Source organism: Pseudomonas sp. E315 (assembly GCF_055406205.1).
Genome location: NZ_JBUZPJ010000007.1, coordinates 53,244 through 73,524, shown reverse-complemented (window position 1 = coordinate 73,524; position 20,281 = coordinate 53,244). Strand labels below are relative to the sequence as shown.

The following is a 20,281-nucleotide window of genomic DNA, read 5'->3' as shown; positions in this document are numbered from 1 at the left end:
GAGAACAATCCATGCGACCTTTTTGGCTGGAGCAGGCGCTGGCACTAGAAGACGGCGAGCCCTGTGAAGCGTTGAGCGGTGATATCCGGGCACACGTTTGCATCGTGGGAGGTGGTTACACCGGGTTATGGACGGCCATCATGCTTAAGGAGCAAAACCCTGAGCTGGATGTGGTGCTGATCGAGGCAGACATTTGCGGGGCCGGTGCCAGCGGGCGTAACGGCGGATGCGCGTTGTCATGGTCGGCCAAGTACTTCACCCTCGAACGTTTGTTTGGTGTGGAGGAGGCGGTGCGGCTGGTTAAAGCGTCGGAACAGAGCATTTATGCGATTGGGGCGTTCTGTGAAAAATACGCGGTGGATGCGGACTATCGACTTGATGGCACCTTGTACACCGCGACCAATCAGGCGCAGGTCGGTTCGACCGATGGCGTGATCGCAGCGCTGGCGCGTCAGTCAATTAACTCATTTTGCAAGTTGCCGGTGGAGCAGGTGCAGCGTCGGGCGGGTTCGACTCAACACGTCGAGGGCTGGTTTTCTCCAGCGGCAGCCAGTGTTCAGCCGGGCAAGTTAGTGCGGGGCTTGCGCCGCGTGGCGCTGCAACTGGGGGTTCGCATTCACGAAAATACACCCATGATTGGCCTTGAAGAAGGCGCGCCCGCGTTGATCAAAACTCCCATCGGCAGCATTCGCGCTGAGCGTGTGGTGTTGGCGATGAATGCCTGGATGGCTCGGGCGTTTGCGCAGTTCGAGCGTAGCGTGGCGATTGTTTCCAGCGACATGCTGATCACCGAACCGCGCCCGGACTTGCTGCAAGAGATTGGCTTGACCAGCGGCGTGACCGTGCTGGACTCGCGCATTTTTGTGCACTACTACCACAACACCCCTGACGGGCGAATCATGCTTGGCAAGGGCGGTAATACCTTCGCGTTTGGCGGGCGGATGTTGCCGGTTTTTGATCAGCCGTCACCCTATGCCGGGGTGCTGCGCCAAAGCTTGGAACAGTTTTTCCCGGCATTTACAGGTGTTGGTGTGGAGGCCACGTGGAACGGGCCTTCGGATCGCTCGGTCACCGGCTTGCCGTTTTTTGGCCAGATGAGTGGTCATGGCAACGTGTTTTATGGCTTTGGTTACTCCGGCAGCGGGGTTGGGCCGTGTCACATGGGCGGGCAGATTTTGGCGTCGTTGGTGCAGGGCCACGCCAATGAGTGGACACGTTCGCCGCTGGTCAACGGGCCGCTGGGGTATTTTCCGCCTGAGCCCATTCGTTATTTGGGTTCGCTGATGGTGCGTAATGCCATTCGTCGCAAGGAGCGCGCCGAAGATCATGGTCGTAGACCCCGGCATTTGGACGTGCGTTTGGCCCGGTTTGCAGCCGCCGCAGGCAAGGCTGATAAGGGTTGAGCACGCAGCGATTGGATTTTTTGGTCGATTGAGGACTTGTGGCCGTATAAACTTGCGCCCATTCGACGGCCAATTAATGCCGCGACACACCCGATTGAGAGAGTGAGTAATGGGCGCACAGTGGAAGGTTAAACACAAAGCGGATGCCGCCAATAGCCGCGGCAAAATTTTTGGCAAGCTGGCCAAGGAGCTGACGGTCGCTGCTCGCAACGGCGCTGACCCGGACATGAATTCACATTTGCGTCTGGTATATGAACAGGCCAAAAAAGCGTCGATGCCCGCTGACACGATCAAGCGGGCGATCAACAAGGGTGCCGGTATTGGCACTGAAGCTGTGCAATATCACCGCGTCACCTACGAAGGTTTCGCTCCTCATCAGGTGCCGTTGATCATTGAGTGCCTGACAGACAACATCAACCGTACTGTGGCTGAAATCCGAGTGGCCTTCCGCAAGGGCCAGTTGGGTGCTTCGGGTTCGGTGGCGTGGGACTTCAACCATGTGGGCATGATCGAAGCCAAGCCCGACACCCCGGATGCCGACCCGGAAATGGCCGCCATTGAAGCCGGCGCTCAGGATTTTGAGGAAGGTGAAGAAGAAGGCACCACGCTGTTCATCACTGAAACGACTGACCTTGATGCCGTTCAAAAAGCGCTTCCGGAGCACGGTTTCACAGTGTTGTCAGCCAAGCTGGGCTATCAGCCGAAGAACCCGGTGAGCGGTTTGACCGACGAGCAAATGTCTGAAGTCCAAGAGTTTCTGGCCAAGCTTGAAGAGCAGGACGACGTGCAAGAAATGTTTGTCGCGCTGGCCTAAGCGGGGATCTTCACCTATCCCCGTAGTCGCTGCCGCAGGCTGCGAGTTTTTTGGTTTCGGTCAGGTTGTGAGCGCCCAAAAGCTTGCAGCCTTCGGCAACGACTACAGGGCTTTTATAATTGCTGCAAAATCAGGTCGCGCCAGCACCTCGGGTTGCACGCAGCGCTGCTGCAAGTCCTCCAGCGACGCCCGCTGTTGATCGCTCAACCCTGAGTCGATTCGCTCCAGTAACTCCCCCAGCAATATCCCGAATGCACGCACTTCGATGCGCTGCAGCGCACGACTGTGTGGGCTGTGGTCGGTGGCGTAAAAGCACGCTGCGCCAAAGTCGCCGAGCAGGCAGTCGCCTTGTGCGTTGAACAAAATATTGTGCCCGTATAAATCACCATGACAGATGCCGTGTGCATGCAGATGAGCTGCCGCCGAGGCGATCCCGCGAGCGATGCGCAAGGCGCTTTCAGCCGTGAAGCGGGTGCTGTCGGTGTACACGTCACGGCTGCAACTGTCGAAGCTGGGCAGGGCGGCGAGGTTGCTGAAAGACGGGGCGATCAGTTCCATGACCAGACCCGCTTGCTGGTTAGGGTGGTTCACGACACGGCCCAGCACATTGATCAAGTTTGGATGCTGGCCCGCGGCAATACAGGCGTTCATCTCATTGAGGGGCGAGCCGTCGCTGGTGATGCTGCCTTTGTACAGTTTGACTGCCACGCACTGAGCTCGCTGAGCAGGGGCATTCCATTGCGTTTGATAAATGATGCCCGAGGCGCCTTCACCCAGTGGTTGCTCAAGCGCAAGGTGCGACCAGTCGATGTTGGGCGTGTTATCGCTGCTACGTGGGGCGTTGGCGTTTTCACGCAGTGGGTTGCCGGCGTATGCCAGCCAACTCAAGCGGGGGAGCGCCAATAGCCAATCAGGCACTTCGCGCAGTTGGTTGGCCGCCAAGCGAATCAGCTCAAGCCGATGACAATTTGCCAGGCTGTGTGGCAACTGTTGCAGGCGATTACCGGCCAGCATCAGTTTTTGCAGCAGTGGCCGTTGGCCCAGTTCGTCAGGCAGATGACTGATGCGGTTATCGGTCAGGATCAACCAGCGAAGCAAGGGCGGCAGTGCCGTGCCGTGTACGTGTTCAATTTGGTTGGCTTTGAAGCCGATCATGCTCAACTGCGCACATTGCCCCAAGCAGGTGGGTAATTCTGTGAACTGATTATCTGAGCAAAAGAGGATGCGTAAACGGGTTAGACGATGCAGGTCGTTTGGCAGGCTGCTTAAGGCGTTACCACTCAGGTTGAGGATTTCAAGCGAGTCGGCCAGTTGAAAAATTTCTGGCGGGAACTCGGTCAGCCCGCAAGACAGGTCTAGGCGTTTGAGCCCCGTCAATTGACCAGCACGCAGTTTAGCGAGGGTATCCATAAGCAGGCTTGGCACTCATGCAAATCGTTGAAAAGTGCCGCGCATCATACCGATTAATTCCCATTGGCTGGCGTTAGGGTTTTACCGCCAGCCAATGGTGGGTTAGCGCAGTTTATGCACCATGCTGGACAAGGTGGTTAGCACGTCTTTACCTAATTGCATTGAGCGCTTGCCTGACCAGCCAGTGATCGCGTCCGGCGCATCGTTGTTGTCTTTGAACGGCATTTCAAGGGTCAATGACAGGCAGTCAAAACGCTGGCCGACACTGTTGCAGGCCAAGGTCATGTTGGCTTGGCCCGGCTCGTCGCGGGTGTAGCCATGCACGGTCTGGAAGTCGCGGGTCAAGTGGCTGAGGTGGCTGCGAAAACGCTCTTCGAGTGCCGCCAGGCGCTCGGTGTATCCCGGATTGCCTTCGCAGCCTGCCGTGAATACGTAGGGGATTTCCTCGTCGCCATGAATGTCCAAAAACAGGTCGACGCCGTAGGTGTTCATCTGTTCCAGAGCAAAAAATACTTCAGGGCTGACTTGTGGATCGGTGTTTTGCCACGCGCGGTTCAAGTCCTGCCCGTTGGCGTTGGTTCGTAGGTGGCCATGAAAGGCGCCGTCCGGGTTCATGTTCGCAATCAAGTACAGGTCGGCGTGGTCCAGTAACTTGCGCAGTTGCGGGTCGCTGCCTTGCTCAAGACGTTCGAGCACGCCTTGCATAAACCATTCGGCCATATGCTCGCCGGGGTGTTGCTGGGCAATCATCCATATCTTGCGTTTGTGGCGGGCACCCGTGCCTTTGCGCAGCAGCTGGATGTCGCGACCTTCAACACTTTTACCGGTTGTCAGCAGTTCGCAGCCTGACCATTGCAGGGCATTTTCGATCAGTTGGTTATGGCTTTCGCGGCTGTAAGGTTCGAAGTAGGCAAACCAAACCTGAGGGTGTTTGGCTTCAAGGCTGATAGTCAGCGCGGTGCCATCGAACTCTGTTGGCACACGGAACCAGTTTTTGTGATCGTAAGACGCCACGGCCTGATAGCCGTCCCACGCTTTGTTATAGGACGACTGGCTGGCGTTGCATAACTGAAAGTGGTGGGTTTGCCCAACGCTCAGGCCATCGACTTTAAAGTGGAACCACTGAAAATGCTGACTCTTGCTGTCCGGCGTGATTGCCAACCGCACGTGTAACGGGTTGCTGGCATCCAGCACCTGAATGTTACCGCTGTCAAAATCGCTGCTGATATGAAGTGCGGCGGGCGTCACAGTCATCGTCAAAATCCCTGAATCTGATAATTATGGGCGCTACTTTACAACGCAATTGTGAACAACCAATACGGAATTTTGGACGATAGAAGTAGGGAAAAGAGAAGGGGGGCGTCATCCTTGACGCTGCGCAAGTTTAGGGTTTTTGCGATTGATTCTCAAGTGCTAAATTGCCATTACGCCCATAGTCGTGGACTTCAGACTTCCGTTAGTCGATGTTCTTTTGCTATCATCGCCGGCATCGTAGCGGTCACCGAAAAAAACCGACCGCACACAAGACTTCATTAGCCTGAAGCACGCTGAGCCAGATAACTGGCCACAAAAAAAGACCCGGCCATAAGCCGGGTCAAATAACCGTGATTAGCCTGATGAGGAGATAATTCGAAAGACCGACCTAAGGTCCTTTGAGTTATCGGCTGATCTCGCGACCAGCTGCATGCAATAATAATCATTATCATTTGCAAGTCAAATGAATTCCTGTGATTTCTGGAAAATAATTCCTCATTTCCCTCCCGACCGCTCTAATGCGCTAGCTCAGCAACAGCTCTGTAGTGCGTTTGACTTCGCTCATGGCGATGTTTGAGTGGGCTTCCTGCACATGCGGCTTCTGTAGCAAGTGATCGCGCAAAAAGCGCTCGTAGCTGTCGATGTCGTGCGTGACCACTTTCAGTAAATAGTCCATATCGCCCGCCATCGTGTAGCACTCGATGACCTCGGGGTAGTCGGTAATGGCTTCCTCAAACTCCGCCAGATGCCGCCGCCCGTGGCCCGACAGGCGCACGTTGACGAACACCACGACGTTAAGGCCAAGTTTTTTTGGGTTGAGCAGGGCGACTTTACGTTCGATCAAGCCTTCTTCTTGCAGGCGATGGATGCGCCGCCAGCAAGGCGATTGTGATAACTCCACGCGTTCTGCCACTTCGGCAGCGGACAGATCTGCATTGTGTTGCAGCAGGCGAAGAATCTTGCGGTCGATGGCACTTAATTTGATCTGCATGAATTGATCTGATTTCTTATTGTTTTTGGAAAGTTCATGCAGGTTAGCAGAACAATTTCGGAATTTTAGAAAGAAAAATCCCGCATTAAACCTTCACTCTTTTGTTGTGGATGTTGCATTTACGCGCCGGGTCGCAAACTGACTTTTCGGTCTGGCTCACCCTCACAGGCTAAAAACAAGAGAGAAACGAAATGCCGATTTTTGCTCACCCTGAATTCGATCAGCATGAACAGGTCATGTTCTGTCACGACAAGCGCACCGGTCTGAAGGCCATTATTGCGGTGCACAACACGCGCCTTGGCCCAGCGTTGGGTGGTTGCCGGATGTGGCCTTATGCCGATGAGCAGCAAGCGTTGAACGACGTGCTGCGATTGTCTCGGGGCATGACGTACAAATCGGCATTGGCGGGGTTGCCATTAGGCGGCGGCAAGGCCGTGATCATCGCTGACCCGCGCAAAGACAAAACCGAGGCGTTGTTTCAGGCTATGGGTGGGTTTGTCGAGAGTTTGGGTGGGCGCTACATCACCGCTGCCGACTCAGGCACAGGTGTTGCTGAAATGGCGCTAATGGGCCAACGCACTCGCCATGTGGTCGGCGCGGGTGTACGTGAAGACATTGGCGGTGGCACGCGCAGTGGTGACCCATCACCTTCAACGGCTCTGGGTGTGTTTATGGGGTTGCGCGAGGCTGTTTTGCAGCGCTTGGGCAGCGCTGACCTCACGGGCTTGCGCGTGGCGATTCAGGGGTTGGGGCAAGTGGGTTTTAACCTTGCGCAGCAACTCAAGGCCGCAGGGGCCGAGTTGTGGGTACACGATATTCAAGAGGCTAATGTTCGACGCGCCGTTGAAGAACTGGGCGCACAGGCAGTCAGCGCTCAGGATATTTACGGGCTGGAAGTGGATGTGTTCTCGCCCTGTGCGATGGGCGCAATCATTAACGATGAAACTTTGCAGTTGCTGCGAGCGCCCGTCATTGCAGGGGCCGCGAACAATCAACTGGCCAGCGCCTCGCATGCAGACCAATTGTGGCGTCGTGGTTGCTTGCATGCGCCTGATTACGCGATTAATGCCGGGGGCATCATTGATGTGTCCTACGAATATAACGGCGGCACGCCCGAGCAGGTCCGCCATCACGTAGAAGGTATTGGTGACACCTTGCGTCAGATCTTTTTGCGCGCCAAGGCTGAGGATCGCAACACGACCGCGATTGCTGACAGTCTCGCTCAGGAACGTCTGAACGCTTGATCAACAGGCGTTGGTTCACTCTGCCAAGAGTTTGCCAACGCCTTTTTTGTATCAGTGCGCAGGTAACTTCTGGGTATCAATCGCCTTGTCTACCAGCAGCTTGGCCATTTCAATGATGTAGACCACGCTGAAGGCCAGGTCGCGATGAGCACCTTGCAAAGTAACAGCGGACTCATGAGCCGTAGCAATGGCGCAACGCAGTAAATCGGAGGCGTGTACGATGGCCTCTTCGTGGCTCAGCCCATTACGTGCTGCAAAGACTTTATCTTCAGGCGTATGCGAGGAAACAGCCGGTTTCAAATAATAGTCCAGTGCGCGCTGGGTAGCAGCGCTGTCCTTTAATGCCTCAAGCTCTGGATCGGATTCTGTAGGCAAAGGATTTTTGGGGATGGAAGTCATGATTTACCTGCGTCTCTGGGATTAATCGAATCAGCAAATCTAGGTTAGTACGTTTAGTATTTTTTGATAACTTATAAATAATACATTATGTGTATTGTTGCTCCAGATTCATTCCGTATTGTTCCGCAGATGGATAAATGGATCGCTTTAGTCAGAACCAAATTACGTGAGCTCAAGCTCACGCAAGAAAAGCTAGCCGAGCGCGTAGGGGCATCTCAGGGCGGTGTTGGCCATTGGCTAAATAAACGCCGTCAGCCAGACCTGCCGACGATGAACAAAGTGCTGGATGCCTTGGGGCTTGAGCATTTGGAAGTTGCACTGGTAATTCGTGAGCGTGGCGCTCTGGCAGATGCGCCAGACGTTGGTGAATGCAATTACGACATCACCTCAGCGTTTCGCTACCCGGTCAGTGACTGGGCGATGGTGTGCCAATTAAACGAGAATACGCAGGCGCGTTATGCGCCAGACACTGTGTTTGAGGTCAGTGATCATTACGCTAAAGGCACTGCGTTTTGGCTGCAGGTCACGGGGGACGCAATGACTGCCCCCGTGGGCGTCAGCATTGCGCATGGCATGATGATCCTGGTTGACCCGAGCATTGAACCTGAGCCCGGCAAGATGGTAATTGCGCACACGCCTGACTCTGAAGAAGCGACCTTTCGCCAGTTAATCGAAGAGAGTGGTCAGCGCTACCTCAAGCCGCTGAACCCGACTTACCCCAAAACGCTGTTTGATGAGCGTTGCCGGGTGATTGGCGTGGTGGTGCAGGCCACAACCAAGCTTTGAGCCAACCCTGAACAGGCGCATTGAAAAAGGCGGATACCGTTAAACGGTACCCGCCTTTTTTATTCCATTTCGATCAGCACAGTGCCTTCGCTGACCATCTCACCTTCTTCACAAAACAAGGCTTTTACAACGCCCGCATGGGGCGCGCGCAGGCTGTGCTCCATTTTCATGGCTTCGAGCACGACCAATTGAGCGCCAGCCTCGACCGTTTCACCCGGCGCCACCAAAACGCGCACGATGCTGCCATTCATCGGCGCGCTCAGCCCCCCTTGTTGCCCGTGAGCGGCGCCTACGGCCGCAATCGGGTCATAGAGGCTAACGGCGTGCAATTCGCCATCCCAGCGCACGTACAAGGTCTCAGCCCGCCGAACTGCCAGATGCTGTCGGCGAACCCCCGCATGCTCAATCACTAATTGATCGCCGCGCAAGGTCGCTGACGGCTCGCTGAGCTGGATGACCCGCTGCTCACCCTGACAGCTCAAGGCCAGTAAGGTTTGGGCGGGCAATGCGCTGCGAAAACCGGTGTTCGCCGACCAAGGTGAGTACGGGTCATCTTTGCGTGCCGCTGGCGTCTGACTTAGATGAAAGGCTTCGCCAGCGACCTCCCAAAAGGCTGTGGGTAATAGCTGCGGCGCAGGCAGAAGTTGATCTTGATAACGCGAGATGAATCCAGTGTCCAATTGGGCTGATGCAAAGGCCGGATGACTGATGATGCGCCGCAAAAAGCTCAAGTTGGTTTTGAGCCCGCCAATGGCGAATTCGTCGAGCATCGCTAGCAGGCGCAGGCGTGCCTGTTCACGGTCTTCGCCCCAGGCAATCAGCTTGCCAAGCATCGGGTCGTAAAAAGGCGAAACCTCATCCCCTTCACTCACGCCGCTGTCCACGCGTCGTCCCGGGCCAGCCGCCGATTCTCGGTACAGCTCAAGCCGACCGGTTTGCGGCAAAAAGTCATTGCTAGGGTCTTCAGCGTATAAGCGCACTTCAATCGCGTGACCGCGTAATGGCACTTCGGCTTGGCTGATGGGCAATGCTTCGCCACGCGCCACGCGAATTTGCCATGCCACCAGATCTAGCCCAGTGATGGCTTCCGTGACCGGGTGTTCCACTTGCAGGCGGGTGTTCATCTCCATAAAGAAGAACTCCCCCCGTGCATCAAGCAGGAACTCCACGGTGCCAGCCCCGACATAACCAATGGCTTGCGCGGCCCGTACGGCAGATTCGCCCATCGCTCGGCGTTGTTCTGCGCTCAGGCCGGGGGCAGGGGCCTCCTCGACGACTTTTTGGTGGCGCCGCTGGATCGAGCAGTCCCGCTCATTGAGGTACAGACAGTTACCGTGCTGATCAGCAAAAACCTGAATTTCGACATGCCGTGGTTTAAGCACATACTTTTCAACCAGCATCCGCGCATCCCCAAATGAGGACAGTGCTTCACGCTGAGCAGAGGCCAACGCGTCAGCCAGTTGGCTGACGTCCTCCACCACTTTCATGCCTTTGCCACCGCCGCCAGCGGTGGCTTTGAGCAGTACCGGATAACCGATGCGTTCAGCTGCGACCCGAAAGGTTTCAGCGTCTTGTGCTTCACCGTGATAACCCGGCACCAAAGGCACGCCAGCGACTTCCATCAGGGCTTTAGCGGCCGATTTACTGCCCATCGCATCAATCGCTGAAGCGGGCGGGCCGAGGAACACCAGCCCGGCTTCTTCGATGGCGCGGGCGAAGTTAGCGTTTTCAGACAAAAAACCGTAACCGGGATGAATCGCTTGTGCGCCGCTGGCTTTGGCGGCGGCGATAATTTTGTCGATTTTCAGGTAACTGTCAGCAGCCTTGCTGCCGCCAAGATCCACGCATAGATCGGCTTCGCGGCAATGCCTTGCATCACGGTCGGTGCTGCTGTGTACCGCCACGGTGTTGAGGCCCAGCGCTTTAGCTGTGCGCATCACGCGGCAGGCAATCTCGCCGCGGTTGGCTACCAAGATTGACGTGATAAGAGGGGCGCTCATTAACGCGGCTCCTGAGTCGATGTTGCTGTTTGCCAGCTCGGGCTGCGTTTTTGCAGAAAAGCCCGCAAGCCTTCCTGGCCTTCAGGGCTGACCCGAATCCGCGCAATAGCGTTTTCGCAGTATCGGCGAATGGCCGGAGTCGGGGCGCCGTGGCTGACTTCGCGCAGCAAGTCTTTGCAAGCGCGCATGGCCTGCGGGCTGTTGAGCAACAGGTTGTCGATCCAATGAGCGATGTGTTGTTCAAGTGCGGCGCCAGGGTAACTTTCTGACAGCAAACCCAGTTCGCGCGCACGCTCGCCGTTGAAACGTTCGGCGGTCAGGGCGTAGCGCCGTGCAGCCCGTTCGCCAATGGCTTGCACCACAAACGGGCTGATAACAGCAGGCGCCAGGCCGATGCGCACTTCGGATAAACAGAACTGTGCGTCATCTGCGCCGATGGCCATATCGCAGGCGCTGATCAAGCCCAGTGCGCCGCCATAGGCTGCGCCTTGAACCACGGCCAGCGTCGGGATTTTCAATTTGGCCAGGTTGTACATCAACTCGGCCAAGTGCCGAGCGTCATCTAGGTTGGTGTGATAGTCCAGCTCGGCGGATTGCTGCATCCATTCAAGGTCTGCCCCGGCGCTGAAATGCTTGCCGCGCCCGCGCACGACCAAAAAGCGCAGGCTGGTGTCACTTTGTACGGCGTCGAGAGCGAGGATCAACTCACGAATCATCTCGGCGTTAAAGGCGTTGTTTTTTTGCTCGCGACTCAACCACAGGGTGGCAAAACCCCGGGGGTCGGTGTGCAATTGCACGGTGTTGAAATCGATCATGTTCGTCAGTCCTTAATGGCTGTACGTGTAGGCGCGAGCCTGCATGCGATAGGGGCAACGCGCTCCTACAAAAAAATTGGGTGGCGTTACATCCTGAACACACCAAAGCGCGTCGGCTCAATGGGCGCGTTCAACGCCGCTGACAAGCCCAGCGCCAAGACGTCGCGGGTTTGCGCCGGGTCAATCACGCCGTCATCCCACAAGCGTGCGCTGGAGTAGTAGGGGTGGCCCTGATGTTCATACTGGTCAAGGATCGGCTGCTTGATTTCGTGCTCTTCCTGACTGGAAAACGCCACACCATTGCGCTCGGCCTGTTCACGTTTAACCTGCACCAGCACACCGGCGGCCTGTTCTGCGCCCATCACGCCAATGCGCGCGTTTGGCCACATCCACAAAAAACGCGGGTCGTAAGCACGCCCACACATGCCGTAGTTACCTGCGCCGAAACTGCCGCCAATAATGACCGTAAATTTCGGGACTTTGGCGCAGGCCACGGCAGTCACCAATTTGGCCCCGTGCTTGGCAATACCGCCTGCTTCGTACTTTTGCCCAACCATAAAGCCGGTGATGTTTTGTAAAAACACCAAGGGAATGCCGCGCTGGCACGCCAGCTCAATAAAGTGCGCGCCTTTTTGCGCCGCTTCGGCAAACAGGATGCCGTTGTTAGCCAAAATCGCGATCGGATAGCCATGCAGGTGCGCAAAACCACACACCAACGTGGTACCGAACAAGGCTTTGAACTCATCAAACACCGAGCCATCCACCAACCGCGCAATCACTTCGCGCACATCGAATGGATGCTTGGCATCGGCGGGCACCACGCCATACAACTCTTCGCTGCTGTACAGCGGTGCCTGCGGGGTGCGTTGCTGCACGCGGCCTAATTTGTGCCAGTTGAGATTGGCCACACTGCGCCGGGCCAACGCCAGTGCGTGTTCGTCACTGTCGGCGTAATGGTCGGCCACGCCAGAAACCTTGCAGTGAACATCGGCGCCGCCCAAGTCTTCGGCACTGACCACTTCGCCCGTGGCGGCTTTAACCAGCGGCGGCCCGGCGAGGAAGATCGTTGCTTGCTGACGAACCATGATTGCTTCGTCGGCCATTGCAGGCACGTAGGCTCCTCCGGCGGTGCAAGACCCCATCACCACCGCGATTTGCGGGATGCCCTGTGCGCTCATGTTGGCTTGGTTGAAGAAGATCCGTCCAAAGTGTTCGCGGTCCGGGAACACTTCATCCTGGCGCGGTAAGTTGGCGCCCCCGGAGTCCACCAAATAGATACACGGCAAGCGGTTTTGCTCGGCAATGGTTTGTGCCCGCAGGTGCTTTTTTACGGTCAGCGGGTAGTACGAACCGCCTTTGACTGTGGCGTCGTTGGCCACAATCATGCACTCCACGCCTTCAACCCGGCCAATGCCTGCGATTATTCCTGCCGCTGGAACGTCTTCGCCGTACACGCCGTGGGCGGCCAACTGGCTGAGCTCAAGAAAGGGCGAGCCGCTGTCGAGCAGGCGATCAATGCGCTCGCGAGGCAGCAACTTGCCACGCGAGGTGTGGCGCTCCTGGGCTTTGGTGCCGCCGCCTTGTTGTACGTGGGCCAGCAGCGTTTTAAGGGCTTGAACTTGATGCAGCATGGCCTCGCGGTTGGCGGCGAATTCTGCTGAACGCGGGTTAATGGTCGTGGGCAAGATGGACATGCGCGCGCTCCTTAGCGAGTTTCGTTAAACAGTTCGCGACCAATCAACATGCGGCGGATCTCACTGGTGCCCGCGCCAATTTCATACAGCTTGGCGTCACGCAGCAGGCGGCCCGCCGGGAATTCATTGATGTACCCGTTGCCGCCCAAAATCTGGATCGCGTCGAGAGCCATTTGTGTGGCGCGTTCGGCGCTGTACAAAATCACCCCTGCGGCGTCCTTGCGCGTGGTTTCGCCGCGTTCGCAGGCAGCAGCCACGGCGTACAGGTAAGCGCGGCTGGCATTGAGCTGGGTGTACATGTCTGCGACCTTGCCCTGAATCAGCTGAAATTCGCCGATGCTTTGGCCAAATTGCTTACGGTCATGGATGTAAGGCACCACGATGTCCATGCACGCTTGCATGATTCCGGTAGGCCCGCCCGAGAGCACCACGCGCTCGTAATCAAGGCCGCTCATCAGCACTTTGACCCCCGCATTCAGGGTACCTAGCAGGTTTTCTTCAGGCACTTCAACGTCATCGAAGAACAGCTCACTGGTGTTGGAGCCGCGCATGCCGAGCTTGTCGAAATGCTTACTGCGGCTGAAGCCTTTCCAGTCACGCTCGACGATAAATGCGCTGATGCCATGTGCGTTTTTTTCAATGTCAGTTTTGGCGTAGATCACGTAAGTGTTGGCATCCGGGCCGTTGGTGATCCAGGTTTTACTGCCATTGAGCACGAAGTGGTCGCCACGTTTGTCGGCGCGCAGCTTCATTGACACCACGTCAGACCCGGCATTGGGCTCGCTCATGGCCAAGGCGCCGATGTGCTCGCCGCTAATTAGTTTGGGTAGGTATTTGAGTTTTTGCGCGTGGGTGCCATTGCGATTGATCTGGTTGACGCACAAGTTGGAGTGCGCGCCGTAGGAAAGGGCGACTGAAGCTGAGCCGCGACTGATCTCTTCCATCGCCACCACGTGGGCCAAGTAGCTCAAGCCTGTGCCGCCGTACTCTTCTGAAACCGTAATCCCCAACAGGCCCATGTCGCCGAATTTACGCCACATGTCGGCCGGGAACAGATTGTCTTTGTCGATTTGCGCGGCCCGTGGGGCCAGCTCTGCGGCGACGAAGGCTTGTACCTGCTCGCGCAGCATGTCGATGGTTTCGCCCAAGGCGAAGTTCAAAGTCGGGTAGCTCATGGGACACCTTGATCGTTGTTCTTATGGGGGGCGTTTATGGCATCGCCCTGGGCAAGCTTGACGTTAACGTAAACTTGGAGTGAAGGGCTGTCAACGACCTTTACGTTAACGTCAACTTAAGTCAGAGTGATTACGATTCTTCACTTGAGAGTGCGCTTGCGTGCGCTTAACTCATGCTCCGAAAACAATCACAAAAGGAGTTGTCATGAAGTCGCAATCACTTCCCAGTTACAGCCAAGGGGCGCAGGGTAAACCCCTATTGGCGATGACCATTGGGCAGGCATTTGATCAAACGGCGGCACGCTACCCAGAGGGTGAAGCGCTGGTGGTGCGCCATCAACAACGGCGCTTCACGTGGGGGCAATTGGCTCAGGCGGTAGACCTGTATGCCCGAGCGCTGCTGGCATTAGGGTTGCAAGCCGGTGATCGACTTGGGGTGTGGGCACCCAATTGCTCGGAGTGGTTTATTTGCCAGTTCGCCAGCGCCAAAATTGGCGTGATCCTGGTCAACATTAACCCGGCGTATCGGCTTTCAGAGTTGGAATACGTGCTCAAACAGTCGGGCTGTCAGTGGTTGGTCTGCGCGGCTCAGTTTAAAACCAGTGATTACCATTCCATGCTTGAGGAGCTGCTACCGGACATCGCCCAGTACCCAGTGGGGCATTTAACCCATGAGCGTTTTACCGAGTTGCGCGGGGTGATCAGCCTCAGCTCGCAACCTCCCGCAGGTTTTTTGCCGTGGTCACGGCTGGCAACGCTGGCCACTGGCGTCACGCTTGAGCAGTTTTACGCACGACAGGCCAGTGTGCAGGCCGATCAGCCGGTCAATATCCAATACACCTCTGGCACCACGGGTTTCCCCAAAGGGGCAACGCTCAGCCACCGCAACATTCTTAACAACGGTTACATGGTGGGCGACAGCCTTGGGTTGACGGTCAATGATCGGCTGGTTATTCCGGTGCCGCTGTACCACTGCTTCGGTATGGTGATGGGCAATTTGGGGTGTGTTGCCTACGGCACCACCATGATTTATCCCAGTGAAGCCTTCGACCCCGGTTTAACGTTGCAAGCCGTGGCTGAAGAACGGGCAACGGGGTTGTATGGCGTGCCGACCATGTTCATCGCCATGCTTGATCACCCGCAACGTGCGTCGTTTGATCTATCGAGTTTGCGCACCGGCATCATGGCTGGGGCCACGTGTCCGATTGAAGTGATGCGCCGTGTTATCAGTGAGATGCACATGAGTGAGGTGCAAATTGCGTATGGCATGACCGAAACCAGCCCGGTGTCGATGCAGACGGGGCCAGCGGACGATCTGGAATTGCGTGTCACCACTGTTGGCCGTACCCACCCGCTGCTTGAAAACAAGTTGATCGACGCTCAAGGCAATATCGTTGAGCGAGGCGAAGTCGGTGAGTTGTGTACGCGGGGCTACAGCGTGATGTTGGGCTACTGGAACAACCCGCAAGCCACAGCCGAAGCTATCGACAGCGAAGGCTGGATGCACACCGGCGATTTGGCCGTGATGAATGATCAGGGTTACGTGTGCATCGTGGGCCGTAACAAAGACATGATTATTCGAGGCGGCGAAAACATTTACCCGCGTGAGTTGGAGGAGTTCTTTTTTACCCATCCGGCGGTGGCTGACGTCCAGATCATTGGCATTCCCGACCAAAAGTACGGCGAAGAAATCGTCGCCTGGATCAAGTTCCACCCAGGCCACACTGCCAACGAGCTTGAATTGCAGACATGGTGCAAGTCGCGCATAGCGCACTTTAAAACACCGCGTCATTTCAAGTTTGTGGACGCATTTCCCATGACAGTCACGGGCAAAATCCAGAAATTTAAAATGCGTGAGGTCAGTATTCAGGAGCTGGCAAGCCAGGGGTTAAGTGACCCTGCCTAGGCTGCAAGCAAAACATTCTGTAGGAGCGAGCTGGCTCGCGAAGGACGTCAACGATAACGCGTGCCTGCTGGATGAGCGCGATGATCTTGAGCGCTTCGCGAGCCAGCTCGCTCCTGCTGTTGTTCTTAGCAGGGGCCAAAACGACAGAAAGCACAAAGGGGAGCCGAAGCTCCCCTTTAATGTGTCATTGCATGCTCTTTTTTTATTATTGAGGGGCGGTTTATTGTTGTTTTTGTCACCGTGACCCTTTACTTCGTTTTTTTGCGATCCCCATCCGGGATCAAGAGCAAACGTATTTTTTTGAGCGCTGATCCACTTTTATCACGGACTATTAACCCTGTGATCCAACCTGTGCGGGTGCTACCTGAAGGTAGTTTTATTATTCTCTGCCCGGTTGCGAGGTGGCTCTTAAGCTCCCCGGAAAAGTACACCTTCTCCAAAAAAATCTGTTAGCTGCGTCTCTGCCGTGTTGTTTTTGTTATGTCAGAGTCGTTTCGTATTGTTTTTATTATGTTGCTGCAGTTTTTATTCTTGTTATGCCATAGAGATAGCAGAACCCGTGCCAACTTTTAAAAATACTTATAAATCAATGAGTTGGATTTTTATCAATAAAAAACCGACCTGAGGCAAAGGTCGGTTTGTTTCCGTGTTACTCGTTTGGGTGACAGCTCGGTAACACAACGCCACACTTTTTAGCCCTGCCGGGCCTTGGCCACCCTAGAGCCGGTAACACGGCCCAATACGTGACAGATGTGTTGGCCTGCCAGTAACAATGCGTCCATATCGACCCCGGTTTGAATGCCCATGCCGTTGAGCATGTACAACACGTCTTCGGTGGCCACGTTACCGCTGGCACCTTTGGCATACGGGCAGCCGCCCAAGCCGGCAATCGAGCTGTCAAACACAGCGATGCCTTCTTGCAAGCTGGCGTAGATATTGACCAAGGCCTGGCCGTAGGTGTCATGAAAATGCCCGGCGAGCTTTTCCCGTGGGACATAAGCGGTTACCGCTTCAAACAGGGTACGTGTGGCGAGGGGAGTGCCGGTGCCGATAGTGTCGCCCAGCGATACCTCGTAACACCCCATGTCATACAACGCTTTGGCCACAACGGCGACCTGTTGCGGGTTGACGTGACCTTCATATGGGCAACCCAGCACGCACGACACATATCCGCGTACGCGGATGCCGTGTTGTTTGGCGGTCTCAATGATCGGTACAAACCGGGCCAGACTGTCACTGATGGAGCAATTGATATTGCGCTGAGAGAACGCCTCGGAAGCGGCGGCAAATACGGCGACTTCTTTCACGCCCGCAGCCACAGCATCTTCAAAGCCACGCAGGTTAGGTGCCAACGCGCCGTACACCACACCCGGTTTGCGCTTGATGCGGGCAAACACCTCGGCCGAACCGGCCATTTGTGGCACCCATTTGGGTGAAACGAAACTGCCCACTTCGATATAGCCCAGCCCGGCATAGGTCAAGGCATCCACTAATTGCACTTTGTCTTCAACGCTGATGGGCTGGGATTCGTTTTGCAAACCGTCGCGTGGGCCGACTTCAATCAAGCGCACGTGGGTAGGAAGGGTCATTGGCGGCACCTTGAGTGAGTGATAGGGCTCAGGCTGTCTGGCTTTTAATCGTTTGTTCCAGCGCCTGGGTGCAACGCTCTTCGGCGGTGTCCAGTTCGAGCTGCATTTGCTGGATGTCCAAAAGCTGTTGCTCAAGTTGCTGACGGCGCTCGGCGATTTTGGCCAGCATGCTGGTTAACTGTTTTTGGTTGCCGCTGCTGGGGTCGTAAAGTTCGATCAATTCGCGGCATTCGGCCAGTGAAAAACCAATGCGTTTGCCACGCAATATCAATTTCAAACTGACCTTGTCTCGCGCTGAATACACACGTTCCTGGCCGCGCCGCTCGGGGGCGAGCAGGCCTTGTTCTTCATAAAAACGAATGGCGCGGGTGGTGATGTCGAGCTCGCGGGCAAGGTCGGAAATGCTGTAAGTCTGGCTGCTCATGGGCGCGCTCTTGAGGAATCATGACCTTAAGCTAATGGCTGCTTGACGTTTACGTCAAGCAAGCGCGTGGCCTCAACTTTTTTCTCCTGCGCTAATTGCTGCTGGCACACCTCAATCAATTGCTCGCGCATCCAGCGATTGGCTGGGTCTTGTTCGGTGCTTTCATGCCAGTAGAGATGGGTTTCTACGTTGGGCAGTTCATGAATGGGCAGCGTCACAAAGTGCAGGTCGTGCCGGCGAGCAAAGCGCTCAGGCACGGTCATCACCATGTCGGTGTGTTGCAAAACGTTGGAGGCCATCAAGTAGTGCTGGGAGCGCAGAGTGATTTTGCGTTGCAAGCCGATTTTGCCTAGCGCCAAGTCCACTTGGCCCAGACCGTTACGTCGGGTTGAGATATGGATATGCGTCAGCGCCAAATAGTCATCAAGGCTGATACTGGCTTTGGTGGCTAAGGGGTGACCTTGACGCATGGCGCATACATATCGGTCTTCCATCAATTTGACGTGACGCACCTGTGCGTCGGTATTGAGCGGCGCATCGACGGCGAAATCCAGGCGTCCGGCTGCCAGATCGCTGGTGGTCTCACGCCTATGTGACAAAAAGCTTTCAACCACCACGGCCGGGGCCTGACGCCGTAAACGCTGAAACAATGGCGGCAAGATCACCGCTTCTGTCAGGTCAGTCATGCTGATGCGAAAGGTTTTGTTGGCCTGGAGTGGATTGAAGGTGCGGCTTTCTTGCACCGAAACACGCAGTAACGCCAAGGCGTTGCGCACGGGGCTGATGATGTTTTGCGCCATAGGCGTAGGCACCATGCCTTGGGCGGTGCGCACAAACAGCGGGTCGTTGAAGGTCTCGCGCAAGCGGGCCAGTGCGTTGGACACCGCCGGCTGGGTGATGCCGATGATTTGCCCGGCGCGGGTCAGGTTGGCCTCGGTGTAGATGGCGTCGAAGACGATAAACAAATTGAGATCGACTTTACTCAGGTTCATGGCGCGTAGCTCTTGTTGTTAGGGGTGTGGCTGTGGGCGAATCATATATTGCTTATGAATGGTAATACACGTCGTAAATAGACCGCGTAAATGAAGGTGCGCTGTTCTAGCATCACCCCTCACATCCCCGGCAAAAGGTAGCCCCAATGGATTTCGCATATTCCCCGAAAGTTCAGGCATTGCGTGAGCGTGTCACGGCGTTTATGGACGCCTATGTCTATCCCGCGGAGGCGATCTTTGATCAGCAAGTGGCGCATGAGGATCGCTGGCAGCCGACCGCAATCATGGAAACGTTGAAACTCAAGGCCAAGTCTGAGGGGCTGTGGAACCTGTTTTTGCCTGAGTCTGAGTGGGGAGCCGGGTTGACCAACCTTGAATACGCGCCATTAGCCGAGATCATGGGTCGCTCCATGCTGGGTTCGGAGCCCTTTAACTGTTCGGCACCTGACACGGGCAATATGGAAGTGCTGGTGCGTTACGCCAATGAGCAGCAAAAGCAGCAGTGGCTTGAGCCGTTGTTACGCGGTGATATTCGCTCGGCTTTCGCCATGACAGAGCCGGATGTGGCCTCGTCTGATGCCACCAACATGGCCGCCCGCGCTGTGCATGAGGGTGACGAGTGGGTGATCAATGGTCGCAAGTGGTGGACGTCGGGTGCGTGCGATCCACGCTGCAAAATCATGATTTTTATGGGCTTGAGTAACCCCGAGAACCCACGGCATCAACAGCACTCGATGATTTTGGTGCCTGTTGATACGCCGGGGGTGAAGATCGTCCGGCCTTTGCCGGTGTTCGGTTATGACGACGCGCCTCATGGTCACGCTGAAGTGCTGTTTGACAACGTACGCGTGCCCTACGAGAACGTCTTGCTGGGTGAGGGGCGCGGGTTTGAAATTGCCCAGGGCCGGCTTGGGCCGGGGCGTATTCACCACTGCATGCGCTCAATCGGCATGGCTGAGCGCGCGCTGGAACTGATGTGCAAACGCTCACTGGAACGCACGGCGTTCGGTAAACCCTTGGCGCGACTGGGGGGCAATATCGACAAAATTGCCGATTCGCGAATGGAGATCGACATGGCGCGTTTGTTGACCTTAAAAGCGGCCTACATGATGGACACGGTGGGCAATAAAGTGGCCAAAAGTGAAATCGCCCAGATCAAAGTCATCGCACCCAATGTGGCGTTGCGGGTGATTGATCGGGCGATTCAGTTGCATGGCGGGGCAGGGGTGTCGGGGGACTTCCCACTGGCCTATATGTACGCCATGCAACGTACTCTGCGCTTGGCTGATGGCCCGGATGAAGTGCATCGAGCAGCAGTGGGCAAGTTTGAACTGGATAAGTACGCCAAAACCGTAGGCTAAATTCCCGCTTTTCGTAGCAGGTTG

Annotated in this window: 17 protein-coding genes; 6 read left to right on the top strand and 11 right to left on the bottom strand. The window is 56.0% G+C overall.

All coding sequences use genetic code 11. The features are described 5' to 3' along the window. The first annotated feature begins 11 nt into the window (after positions 1–11). Both ACZRJQ_RS11930 and ACZRJQ_RS11925 read left to right on the top strand, forming a co-directional pair. Entirely contained in the window at positions 12–1,403 is a 1,392-nt protein-coding gene (locus tag ACZRJQ_RS11930) for an FAD-dependent oxidoreductase (RefSeq protein ID WP_463978563.1), read from the top strand. A 109-nt stretch (positions 1,404–1,512) separates the two neighbouring features. Beyond that, positions 1,513–2,217, top strand: coding sequence for a YebC/PmpR family DNA-binding transcriptional regulator (locus ACZRJQ_RS11925; protein WP_463978562.1), 705 nt, complete (start codon positions 1,513–1,515; stop codon positions 2,215–2,217). Positions 2,218–2,319: 102 nt separating this feature from the next. Here ACZRJQ_RS11925 and ACZRJQ_RS11920 read toward each other — a convergent pair whose 3' ends face one another. From ACZRJQ_RS11920 to ACZRJQ_RS11910, 3 genes are all read right to left on the bottom strand, one after another. Beyond that, a complete protein-coding gene (locus tag ACZRJQ_RS11920; protein ID WP_463978561.1) occupies positions 2,320–3,627 on the bottom strand; it encodes a leucine-rich repeat-containing protein kinase family protein in 1,308 nt (435 codons plus the stop codon). Between the two features lie 102 nt (positions 3,628–3,729). Further along, positions 3,730–4,881 carry a M14 family metallopeptidase gene (locus ACZRJQ_RS11915; RefSeq protein WP_463978560.1) on the bottom strand — a complete coding sequence of 384 codons (1,152 nt, stop codon included), beginning with the start codon at positions 4,879–4,881 and terminating at the stop codon, positions 3,730–3,732. 523 nt (positions 4,882–5,404) lie between these two features. Then, entirely contained in the window at positions 5,405–5,872 is a 468-nt protein-coding gene (locus ACZRJQ_RS11910; protein WP_463978559.1) for an Lrp/AsnC family transcriptional regulator, read from the bottom strand. 191 nt (positions 5,873–6,063) lie between these two features. Here ACZRJQ_RS11910 and ACZRJQ_RS11905 point away from each other — a divergent pair, with 191 nt between their 5' ends. Beyond that, complete coding sequence (locus ACZRJQ_RS11905; protein WP_463978558.1) at positions 6,064–7,116, top strand: Glu/Leu/Phe/Val dehydrogenase dimerization domain-containing protein; 1,053 nt, start codon at positions 6,064–6,066, stop codon at positions 7,114–7,116. A gap of 51 nt (positions 7,117–7,167) precedes the next feature. On the opposite strand, the gene ACZRJQ_RS11900 is transcribed toward ACZRJQ_RS11905, so the two are convergent. Then, positions 7,168–7,515, bottom strand: a complete 348-nt coding sequence (locus ACZRJQ_RS11900) for a DUF6124 family protein (RefSeq protein ID WP_463978557.1) — start codon at positions 7,513–7,515, stop codon at positions 7,168–7,170. A 129-nt stretch (positions 7,516–7,644) separates the two neighbouring features. Here ACZRJQ_RS11900 and ACZRJQ_RS11895 point away from each other — a divergent pair, with 129 nt between their 5' ends. Then, a complete protein-coding gene (locus tag ACZRJQ_RS11895) occupies positions 7,645–8,301 on the top strand; it encodes a LexA family protein (RefSeq protein ID WP_463978556.1) in 657 nt (218 codons plus the stop codon). Positions 8,302–8,360: 59 nt separating this feature from the next. On the opposite strand, the gene ACZRJQ_RS11890 is transcribed toward ACZRJQ_RS11895, so the two are convergent. The 4 genes from ACZRJQ_RS11890 to ACZRJQ_RS11875 form a co-directional block, all read right to left on the bottom strand. Continuing rightward, positions 8,361–10,301: an acetyl/propionyl/methylcrotonyl-CoA carboxylase subunit alpha gene (locus tag ACZRJQ_RS11890; protein WP_463978555.1), complete on the bottom strand. Its 1,941-nt coding sequence runs from the start codon at positions 10,299–10,301 to the stop codon at positions 8,361–8,363. Continuing rightward, the gene (locus ACZRJQ_RS11885; protein ID WP_463978554.1) at positions 10,301–11,116 is read right to left on the bottom strand and encodes a gamma-carboxygeranoyl-CoA hydratase; all 816 of its coding nucleotides are present in this window, start codon (positions 11,114–11,116) and stop codon (positions 10,301–10,303) included. Before ACZRJQ_RS11885 ends, ACZRJQ_RS11890 begins: the two co-directional genes overlap by 1 nt. 86 nt (positions 11,117–11,202) lie before the next feature. Further along, positions 11,203–12,810 (bottom strand): carboxyl transferase domain-containing protein, encoded by a 1,608-nt coding sequence (locus ACZRJQ_RS11880; RefSeq protein ID WP_463978553.1) that lies wholly within the window; start codon positions 12,808–12,810, stop codon positions 11,203–11,205. A gap of 11 nt (positions 12,811–12,821) precedes the next feature. Beyond that, complete coding sequence (locus ACZRJQ_RS11875; RefSeq protein ID WP_463978552.1) at positions 12,822–13,985, bottom strand: isovaleryl-CoA dehydrogenase; 1,164 nt, start codon at positions 13,983–13,985, stop codon at positions 12,822–12,824. A gap of 205 nt (positions 13,986–14,190) precedes the next feature. On the opposite strand from ACZRJQ_RS11875, the gene ACZRJQ_RS11870 reads away from it, so the two are divergent. Then, positions 14,191–15,891, top strand: coding sequence for an AMP-binding protein (locus ACZRJQ_RS11870; RefSeq protein WP_463978551.1), 1,701 nt, complete (start codon positions 14,191–14,193; stop codon positions 15,889–15,891). 692 nt (positions 15,892–16,583) lie between these two features. Here the strand turns inward: ACZRJQ_RS11870 and ACZRJQ_RS11865 are convergent. The 3 genes from ACZRJQ_RS11865 to ACZRJQ_RS11855 are packed head-to-tail and all read right to left on the bottom strand — an operon-like array spanning position 16,584 to position 18,896. Next, complete coding sequence (locus ACZRJQ_RS11865) at positions 16,584–17,480, bottom strand: hydroxymethylglutaryl-CoA lyase (RefSeq protein ID WP_463978550.1); 897 nt, start codon at positions 17,478–17,480, stop codon at positions 16,584–16,586. A gap of 28 nt (positions 17,481–17,508) precedes the next feature. Continuing rightward, positions 17,509–17,904, bottom strand: coding sequence for a MerR family transcriptional regulator (locus tag ACZRJQ_RS11860; RefSeq protein WP_463978549.1), 396 nt, complete (start codon positions 17,902–17,904; stop codon positions 17,509–17,511). 26 nt (positions 17,905–17,930) lie between these two features. After that, a complete protein-coding gene (locus ACZRJQ_RS11855; RefSeq protein WP_463978548.1) occupies positions 17,931–18,896 on the bottom strand; it encodes a LysR family transcriptional regulator in 966 nt (321 codons plus the stop codon). Between the two features lie 146 nt (positions 18,897–19,042). Here ACZRJQ_RS11855 and ACZRJQ_RS11850 point away from each other — a divergent pair, with 146 nt between their 5' ends. Continuing rightward, positions 19,043–20,257: an acyl-CoA dehydrogenase gene (locus ACZRJQ_RS11850; protein ID WP_463978547.1), complete on the top strand. Its 1,215-nt coding sequence runs from the start codon at positions 19,043–19,045 to the stop codon at positions 20,255–20,257. The last annotated feature ends 24 nt before the right edge of the window (positions 20,258–20,281 follow it).

Coding starts and splice junctions, on each gene's coding strand:
- ACZRJQ_RS11870 (WP_463978551.1), top strand. CDS start 14,191: ATGAAGTCGCAATCACTTCCCAGTTACAGCCAAGGGGCGCAGGGTAAA.
- ACZRJQ_RS11885 (WP_463978554.1), bottom strand. CDS start 11,116: ATGATCGATTTCAACACCGTGCAATTGCACACCGACCCCCGGGGTTTT.
- ACZRJQ_RS11925 (WP_463978562.1), top strand. CDS start 1,513: ATGGGCGCACAGTGGAAGGTTAAACACAAAGCGGATGCCGCCAATAGC.
- ACZRJQ_RS11895 (WP_463978556.1), top strand. CDS start 7,645: ATGGATAAATGGATCGCTTTAGTCAGAACCAAATTACGTGAGCTCAAG.
- ACZRJQ_RS11860 (WP_463978549.1), bottom strand. CDS start 17,904: ATGAGCAGCCAGACTTACAGCATTTCCGACCTTGCCCGCGAGCTCGAC.
- ACZRJQ_RS11915 (WP_463978560.1), bottom strand. CDS start 4,881: ATGACTGTGACGCCCGCCGCACTTCATATCAGCAGCGATTTTGACAGC.
- ACZRJQ_RS11920 (WP_463978561.1), bottom strand. CDS start 3,627: ATGGATACCCTCGCTAAACTGCGTGCTGGTCAATTGACGGGGCTCAAA.
- ACZRJQ_RS11880 (WP_463978553.1), bottom strand. CDS start 12,810: ATGTCCATCTTGCCCACGACCATTAACCCGCGTTCAGCAGAATTCGCC.
- ACZRJQ_RS11850 (WP_463978547.1), top strand. CDS start 19,043: ATGGATTTCGCATATTCCCCGAAAGTTCAGGCATTGCGTGAGCGTGTC.
- ACZRJQ_RS11910 (WP_463978559.1), bottom strand. CDS start 5,872: ATGCAGATCAAATTAAGTGCCATCGACCGCAAGATTCTTCGCCTGCTG.
- ACZRJQ_RS11865 (WP_463978550.1), bottom strand. CDS start 17,480: ATGACCCTTCCTACCCACGTGCGCTTGATTGAAGTCGGCCCACGCGAC.
- ACZRJQ_RS11890 (WP_463978555.1), bottom strand. CDS start 10,301: ATGAGCGCCCCTCTTATCACGTCAATCTTGGTAGCCAACCGCGGCGAG.
- ACZRJQ_RS11855 (WP_463978548.1), bottom strand. CDS start 18,896: ATGAACCTGAGTAAAGTCGATCTCAATTTGTTTATCGTCTTCGACGCC.
- ACZRJQ_RS11900 (WP_463978557.1), bottom strand. CDS start 7,515: ATGACTTCCATCCCCAAAAATCCTTTGCCTACAGAATCCGATCCAGAG.
- ACZRJQ_RS11930 (WP_463978563.1), top strand. CDS start 12: ATGCGACCTTTTTGGCTGGAGCAGGCGCTGGCACTAGAAGACGGCGAG.
- ACZRJQ_RS11905 (WP_463978558.1), top strand. CDS start 6,064: ATGCCGATTTTTGCTCACCCTGAATTCGATCAGCATGAACAGGTCATG.
- ACZRJQ_RS11875 (WP_463978552.1), bottom strand. CDS start 13,985: ATGAGCTACCCGACTTTGAACTTCGCCTTGGGCGAAACCATCGACATG.